The organism is Xenorhabdus siamensis (assembly GCF_037996745.1).
Lineage (GTDB): Bacteria > Pseudomonadota > Gammaproteobacteria > Enterobacterales > Enterobacteriaceae > Xenorhabdus > Xenorhabdus indica.
This window is the reverse complement of record NZ_JBBMXE010000006.1, coordinates 170,721-179,356: the sequence shown is the minus strand read 5'-3', so window position 1 is coordinate 179,356 and position 8,636 is coordinate 170,721. Positions and strand designations below refer to the sequence as shown.

Below are 8,636 nucleotides of genomic sequence, written 5' to 3'. Positions count from 1 at the left end.
TACGTGATTTACACCTCCGGTTCGACCGGCACACCAATGTTGCAGTTTGCTTCATTGAGTTTTGATGCCAGTGTCTTGGAAATCATGATGGCACTGTGCAGTGGTGCCATGTTGGTTATTCCCACAGACTATGTGCGTCAGGACCCAATCCAGCTATGGCGTTATCTGGAAGCGCAAGCGCTGACACATGTTTGTTTGACACCGTCTCTGCTTCATGACGGGGCAGATGTACCGGTATTAACGAAAAAATTCACCTTGACATTGGCGGGAGAAGCGCCCAGTACGGCGTTAATTCAGGCGCTGTGTGGCCGGGTCACTCTGTTCAATGCCTATGGCCCGACCGAGATAACGGTGTGCGCCACGGTCTGGCACTGTCCGTCAGACTATACCGATTCCGCGGTGCTTATCGGGCGTCCAACGGCGAATACCCAGATTTATTTGTTGGATGCACATCGTCAGCCAGTGCCCGGATGCGCGCATGTACCGGACCGGGGATTTAGCCCGTTATCTACCGGACGGTAATCTGGAGTTTCTCGGCCGTAACGACCAGCAGGTGAAAATCCGTGGCTTCCGTATTGAACCGGGGGAAATTGAAGCCCGGTTAGTAGAGCACCCAATGGTGCGGGAATCGGTGGTGTTGGCGCAGGGAGAAGGGCAGGATAAGCGGTTGGTGGCTTATGTGGTAACGGAAACTGTGGTAACGGAAACGGGGGACACAAAAGAGAAGGCGTTGGAAACCGATGACGGGTTGGCGAGCAGCCTGCGTGCCCACCTGAGTTCCTTATTACCGGATTATATGGTGCCGGCCGCTTTTGTCCGTCTGGATGCGCTTCCATTAACGTTGAACGGTAAGCTGGATCGCCGGGCACTACCGTCACCAGACGATAAAGCCTTTGCCCGTCAGATCTATGAAGCACCACAAGGAGAAATGGAAATTGCCCTGGCGGCTATCTGGCGAGAATTGCTAGGGATTGATCAGATTAGTCGGCATGATAATTTCTTTGCCTTAGGTGGTCATTCATTACTGGCGATACAAATGATGAATCGGATAATCACTTTAGGCATTGAGCTACCTCTGGCCACACTGTTTAAATCCCCAATTTTGGCTGCTTTTGCTGAGGAGATGAAAAGTCAGTTTGGTGAACGTCGATTGGGTGAATATAGTAATAAACTTCCTGCTATATTGCCAATATCCCGTGAGAGTCACTTACCGTTATCATTTGCTCAACAACGCCTGTGGTTTTTGACACAATTTGAGGGCGTTGGTGACACTTATTTTATCCCGATGGCTTTGCGCTTGCGTGGTCAGCTTGATATTACTGCCTGGCAGCAGGCACTTGATGCTCTGTTTGCTCGCCATGAAGCGCTGCGTTCAGTCTTTATCACGATTGATGGCCAACCTCAGGTCGAACTGTTACCGGCTGCATCTGGTCTGCCGATGAAAAAACATGATCTACGTAATTCACCTGATGCAGATGAAGAAATTGAGCGTTTATGTACACAGGAAATGGAAGCATCGTTTGATCTTGTTAAGGGACCCTTAATCCGCGCTAAATTGATACAACTGGATGATGATGATTATATTTTCCTGCTGACTCAACATCATATTGTGTCAGACGGCTGGTCTATAAGCGTACTGATCCGTGAATTGAATGCCCTCTATACGGCTCTTTTGGCAGGAAATACCGAGCCGTTGCTGCCATTGGCGATTCAGTACCCTGATTATGCCGCATGGCAGCGTCAGTGGTTATCATCGGAACGGGTACAAATTCAGTCTGACTATTGGAAAACGGTGTTGGCAAATGCTCCTGTTTTGCTGGACTTACCGACTGATCGGTCTCGTCCATTGGAGCAATCATTTTCCGGGCATGCTATCGCCATTAATCTGGGGACAGAATTAACGGAGTCCCTCAAGCACCTGAGTAAACAGCATGGTGTCACCTTATTTATGACGCTGTTATCAGCCTGGGCCACGGTTTTGTCGCGCTTGTCAGGTCAGCATGATCTGATTATAGGTACTCCGAGTGCAGGCCGCGGCCATCAGGAAGTGGAATCCCTGATCGGTTTCTTTGTTAATACGTTGGCCTTGCGCATTGATTTATCAAATGAACCGAATGTGACTGAATTACTTGCGCGCGTAAGGCAAACCGCATTGACAGCACAGGAACATCAGGACCTGCCGTTTGAACAGGTAGTGGAAATCGTACAACCGCCACGTAGTCTGGCACATACACCGCTGTTTCAGGTGATGTTTGCCTGGCAGAATTTTACCGGACAAAGCTTTACCGGACAAAGTGTTACCGGGAAAAGCCTGACCGGGAAAAACAACGAACGCCAGGATTGGGAACTGCCGGGACTGGCTGTTACCCCCATGGATCAGGCCTTTAATATAGCTAAATTTGATCTCGAACTGAGCCTGTTTGAGGAGAATGAGCAGATAGTTGGAGCACTGCATTATGCTACGGCTCTGTTTGATCAACCAACCATTGAGCGGCATATCGGGTACTTACAGACAGTATTGCAAGCGATGGTGGCTGACCATCAACAACAGGTCGGAAAAATCGATCTTTTGTCGCCAGTGGAACGTAAATTATTGCTGGAAACGTGGAATACAACTGAAACTACGTATTCTGACACGTTATATATTCATCAGTTGTTTGAACAACAGGCAGCGAAAACCCCGGATGCAACAGCGCTCGTGTATGAAGAACAAAAATTCAGTTACGCGGAACTGAATGCCTGGGCTAACCAGCTAGCACATCAATTGATCACACTGGGTATAACTCCTGATCAGCGGGTAGTGGTTTGTGTAACACGTTCACCAGCGATGGTAGCAGGATTGTTGGCTGTGTTGAAAGCGGGCGGAGCCTATGTACCTCTGGATACTGATTATCCGGGTGAACGCCTGGCGCATATTCTGACGAATTCAGAGCCTGCTATCCTGCTGGCGGATAAGGCCGGACGTCTTGCCTTGGGTGAGAAAGCCATTGCTGATTTAACGGTACTCGATCCTAATGTGTTGCCACATCAGCCGGAGAACAATCTACAGGTACTCAATTCACAGGTACATAATCCACAGGTACTTGCCCTGACTCCACAGCATCTGGCGTATGTGATTTATACCTCCGGTTCGACCGGTACACCAAAAGGCGTGATGGTTGAACATCAGCAACTGGTCCATCAAATTACTGCACTGAGCAGGAAATGGTCGTTTAATGCGTCTGATCGGATATTGCAGTTCTGCAATCCTTCTTTTGATGTCTGTGCATCAGAAATATTTTGTGCACTAACTAATGGTGCAGAACTCGTATTGCGGACAAATCAGTGGATATCCAGCGCACAGGAATTCTGGCGTCTGTGTGAACTTTATCAAATTAGTTATCTGTCAATTCCGGTTCAATTTTGGCGGGTCATTGCTGAAGCTAATGAAGGCAGTATTTATAAGGGCTTAAGGGTCATGTGTATTGGCGGGGAAACGATACCTCATCATGAATTGGAACGCTGGTTATCTGTTCACCAGGAACGGCCTGTTTTGGTGAATTGCTATGGGCCGACAGAAGCGACAATTACCACGACGATTTCGTGCCTGAATGAAAGCACAGAACAAGCCAATATCATTGGCCGGCCCCTTGCGAATATGCGTGTTTACCTGCTGGACACTTATGGTCAGCCAGTGCCATTGGGAACGGTAGGCGAGTTATATATTGGTGGTACAGGTGTAGCCCGCGGTTATTTTAATCGCCCTGAGCCGACAGCGGAACGTTTTCTGATGATCCATTTAGCCATCAACCGGGGGCACGTATGTACCGCACCGGAGATTTGGCGCGTTACCTGCCGGATGGCAATCTGGTATTTGTCGGCCGTAATGACCAGCAGGTGAAAATCCGTGGTTTCCGCATTGAACCGGGTGAAATTGAAACCCGATTGGAAGAGCACCCGCTGGTACGTGAGGCGCTGGTGTTAACTTTAGATGATGGGCAGGATAAACGTTTGGTGGCTTATGTGGTAGCACACGCTGATGAGGCGTTACCTAATAGTCTGTATACCTATTTGAGTACCCTTTTTCCAGACTATATGGTGCCAACCGCATTTGTACGACTGAATGCATTTCCATTGACGCCAAACGGAAAATTGGATCGTCAGGCATTACCTGCTCTGAACAATGAAGCCTTTGTTCACCAGATTTACGAAGCACCAAGTGGAAAACTGGAAACGACTTTGGCGGCCATTTGGCAGGAGTTATTGGGTGTTGAACAGATAAATCGATATGATAATTTCTTTGCGTTGGGCGGTCATTCATTGCTGGCTGTACGAATGGTAGAACGCTTGTGTCACGAGGACTTAGCATTGACGGTACGTGATCTGTTTCAGTCTCCGGTGCTGTTTGAACTGGCTCAGTCATTAGGTCAGCATCAGGTTGTGGAAGTGCCACCTAATATCATTACCTCGGCAACCACGACGCTCACACCAGAGATGTTACCTCTGGTTGATCTGACTCAATCTGACATCGACTCCATTATTGAGCAAGTACCGGGTGGGCTTGCTAATATTCAGGATATCTATGCTTTGTCTCCGCTACAGGATGGTATCTTGTTCCACCATTTATTGGAAAATAAAGGGGATACCTACCTGTTGATAACTCAACAAGCTTTCGCTGATAGAGCCTTATTGGACCGTTATTTGACAGCCGTTCAACGGGTAGTCGATAGGCATGATATCCTGCGTACCGCTTTTATCTGGCAAGGCTTATCGGTTCCGGTTCAGGTAGTCTGGCGTCAGGCTTCTTTATCAGTCACGGAACTGACATTAGATCTGGCTGATGGCCCGGTGAGTGAGCAACTGGCTCAACGCTTTGATCCACGTCACTATCGCCTTGATCTGAGACAGGCACCGTTGTTGCGCTTTGTGGTTGCACAGGAAAAACCGGATGGCCGTTGGCTCTTATTGAGGCATCAGCATCACTTGATCGGTGACCATACGACACTGGATGTGATGAATCGGGAAGTTCGGGCATATCTGTCTGGTGAAGAGGAGCATCTGCCTGCTCCGGTTCCTTTCCGAAATTTGATTGCTCAGGTGCGGATGGGGGTAAGTCAAGAAGAACATATTCATTTCTTTACCGATATGCTGGTTGAGGTGGAAGAGCCAACATTACCGTTTGGACTAACGGAAGTGTATCGCAGTGATTTACAAATGACAGAATATCACCAGATGCTGACGTTTACTCTGAATGACCGCCTTCGTAATCAGGCCAGACGCCTGAATATCAGTTTAGCGGCGTTATGTCACGTGGCTTGGGCACAGGTGTTATCACATACCAGTGGGCAGGAAAAGGTGGTGTTTGGTACGGTGCTGTTTGGGCGTATGGCGGGAGGAAAAGGGACTGATAGTGGTATGGGGATGTTTATCAATACCTTGCCATTACGGTTGGATATGGATGAGACCTCCGTATGGGAGAGTGTACAGATAGCACATAGCCGGCTAGCTGGCTTGTTGGAGCATGAACATGCGTCATTGGCGCTGGCTCAGCGTTGCAGTGGTGTACAGGGTGACATTCCACTCTTTAGTGCATTGCTAAACTACCGACATAATGTGTCGTCAACCCCTGTCGATGAAATGATGGTCGATGTTGAATTTATTGACGCACAGGAGCGTACTAACTATCCATTAACGTTGTCAGTAGAGGATCTGGGTGATGCTTTGGGCCTAACGGCTCAAGTAGTACAGCCGCTTGACCCAAAACGAATATGCAGTTATATGCAACAAGCACTGGAAAGTTTGGTGGAAGCCCTTGAACAAGCGCCCAAAACCCCGATACGGGAATTGGAAATTTTGCCACAAGCGGAACGGAATCTATTGTTAAAAACCTGGAATGTCACAGAGATAACTTATCCTAATACGTCATGTATTCATCAGTTATTTGAACAACAGGTGGAGAAAACCCCAGATGCTACGGCGTTAGTATATGAAGAACAAATCTTCACTTATGCCGAATTAAATATCCGAGCCAATCAGTTAGCTCATTGGCTGATTGCATTGGGTATAAAACCGGATCAGCGGGTGGCAATTTGTGTTACACGTTCACCAGCTATGGTGGTGGGATTGCTGGCGGTGCTAAAAGCGGGAGGAGCCTATGTACCTCTAGATCCCGTTTATCCAAGTGAACGTTTGGTGCATATTTTGGCTGACACAGCCCCGTTAGTATTATTAGCAGACAGGATAGGGCAAGTAGCATTGGGTGGGAAACGGTTTACTAATTTGGTGATACTTGATCCGAATACGATTTTCGACCAGCAACCGGTTGATAATCCATTGGTAGCAACGCTGACACCGCAGCACTTGGCGTATGTGATTTATACTTCAGGGTCGACCGGCATACCGAAAGGGGTGATGGTGGAACATCAGGCTGTTTATCAACGTATTCTCGGTCTTAATCAGATCTACGCTGTCACAGAGCAAGACCGGCTGCTGCAATTTTCATCATTTGCATTTGATACATCAATCGAAGAATTTTTTTCATCCTTATGTCATGGGGCTACGTTGGTGATACGTAATGATAGTTGGTTATCTTCTACACAAGAATTTATTTCTTTGGCCCGGCAGTACCGTATCACGATCATGTCATTACCGACCCTGTTTTGGTCTGAACTGGCAGCCAGAAATAATACATTGCAGTTACCGGATTGCCTCCGATTAATCATTATTGGTGGCGAGGCGGTGAAAAAGCGGGCTACTCAGGATTGGTTTGCACAGGAAACCCACCACCTACAGTTATTAAATACTTATGGTCCTACTGAAAATACCGTGATTGCGACTTGTCAGGAGATATTCTCCCCAGAGGATACTTGTTCAATTGGCCAACCGATAAGTAATACTTGTATTTATTTGCTGAATAAATATGGGCAACCTGTGCCATTAGGTTGTATTGGAGAAATATATATTGGTGGAGTGGGGGTAGCACGGGGGTATCTGAATCGGCCAGAACTAACGGCTGAACGTTTCCTGCTTGATCCATTTAGTAATAAACCTGATGCACGAATGTATCGAACCGGCGATTTGGCGCGTTACTTGCCGGATGGCAATTTGGAATTCCTGGGACGCAATGACTATCAGGTCAAAATCCGGGGCTTCCGGGTAGAGCCAGGAGAAATTGAAACCATACTGACAAAGCATCCGGCAGTGAATGACGCTGTGGTACTGGCATTGGGAGAAGGGCAGGAGCAGCGTCTGGTTGCCTATATCGTGGCAAAACCCGATGACGAGTTGGTTAATCATCTGCGTAATTATGTGAGTGCTCTTTTACCTGATTATATGGTGCCGGCAGCCTTTGTCCGTTTGGAAACACTGCCGTTAACACCAAATGGCAAGCTGGATCGCCACGCACTGCCGGCACCGGGCGAAGCGGCATTTGCCCGTCAGGTGTATGAAGCACCACAAGGGGAGACGGAAATTACCCTTGCAACAATTTGGCAAGAGTTGCTGAACGTTGAGCAGGTGGGCCGGTATGATAATTTCTTCGTATTGGGTGGTCATTCCTTACTTGCTATGAGAATGATAAACCTTGCAACAAAACGTGGTCTGTATTGTACATTGAATGCGCTGTTCCAATTCCCAGTGCTGGCAGAACTGGCTGCAAAAATCATATCAGACGGATTGTCTCAGCCACAAAACAGGGCAGTTACTGTACGTTCTGGCGGAACACTGCCGCCTTTATTCTTTGTTCCCACTGGAATAGGTGATTATTCCTATGCTTTCGGGGTGACTGAACATATCCAGTCAGGTTATCCGATTTATGCCTTACCCTGGCCCTCTATGAATGAGGAACTGATATCGACAATGGAAATGCTGGCCGCCAGAGTTATCACCTTTATGAAAGCCGTTCAGCCTGAAGGCCCATACCGGATTTGTGGTTACTCTTCTGGTGGGATACTGGCTTATGCTATTGCTCAGCAACTGTTGAATAGTGGTGATAAGGTCAATTTCCTCGGACTGATTGATACATATGCTCCTCACTGTTTCAGGGAACAGGGAACGCAGAAACATCAATTTCTGGCAGAGTTGGAAAGGCAATCAGGCAACAGACATTCTGAAGCGATAGCAGCATTGTATCCACAAGCTGATGAATTAAATTGGGTACAATTAATTGAGTTTGCTCAGAAATTAGGATTGTATCCCTCAAATTTGCGTTCAGATTTGGCCGCAAAACAGATGGAACAGAGAGAAAATTATGCGCAAATAGTGAAAGATTATGTGCCAGAAGCATTGACAGTGACGTTACATCAGTTCTATGCGATGGATACTTCTCCTGCTATGCCTTTGATACCTTCTATACCTTCATCTATGTCAGTTTCCACAGACTTCGAACAGACGTCTTTAATTATGGACTGTTCATTAGGATGGAGTGAAGTGATGTCAGCTTCTTTAATGCGATTGATTGCTATACCTGGTAATCATTCCAGTTTATTTGAAGAGAAAGAAAATAGAATTGTTTTATCTCAGGCGCTCAATACGGCGTTAGCAAGGTAAGTATCCGGTGATCCCACCTTATTTTTATTCGATAAAGTAAGGTGGGATTTTAACCAAAAATGTTCATGCGGAAAATCTGCTCTGGGACCAATTCCTGTCGTGGCCGAGTG

General features: G+C 47.2%; 1 pseudogene. It reads left to right on the top strand.

Annotated features, from left to right (window positions below):
- Positions 1-8,526: pseudogene (locus tag AAC852_RS19935) on the top strand (amino acid adenylation domain-containing protein); the annotation flags it as partial.
- Between the last annotated feature and the right edge of the window lie 110 nt (positions 8,527-8,636).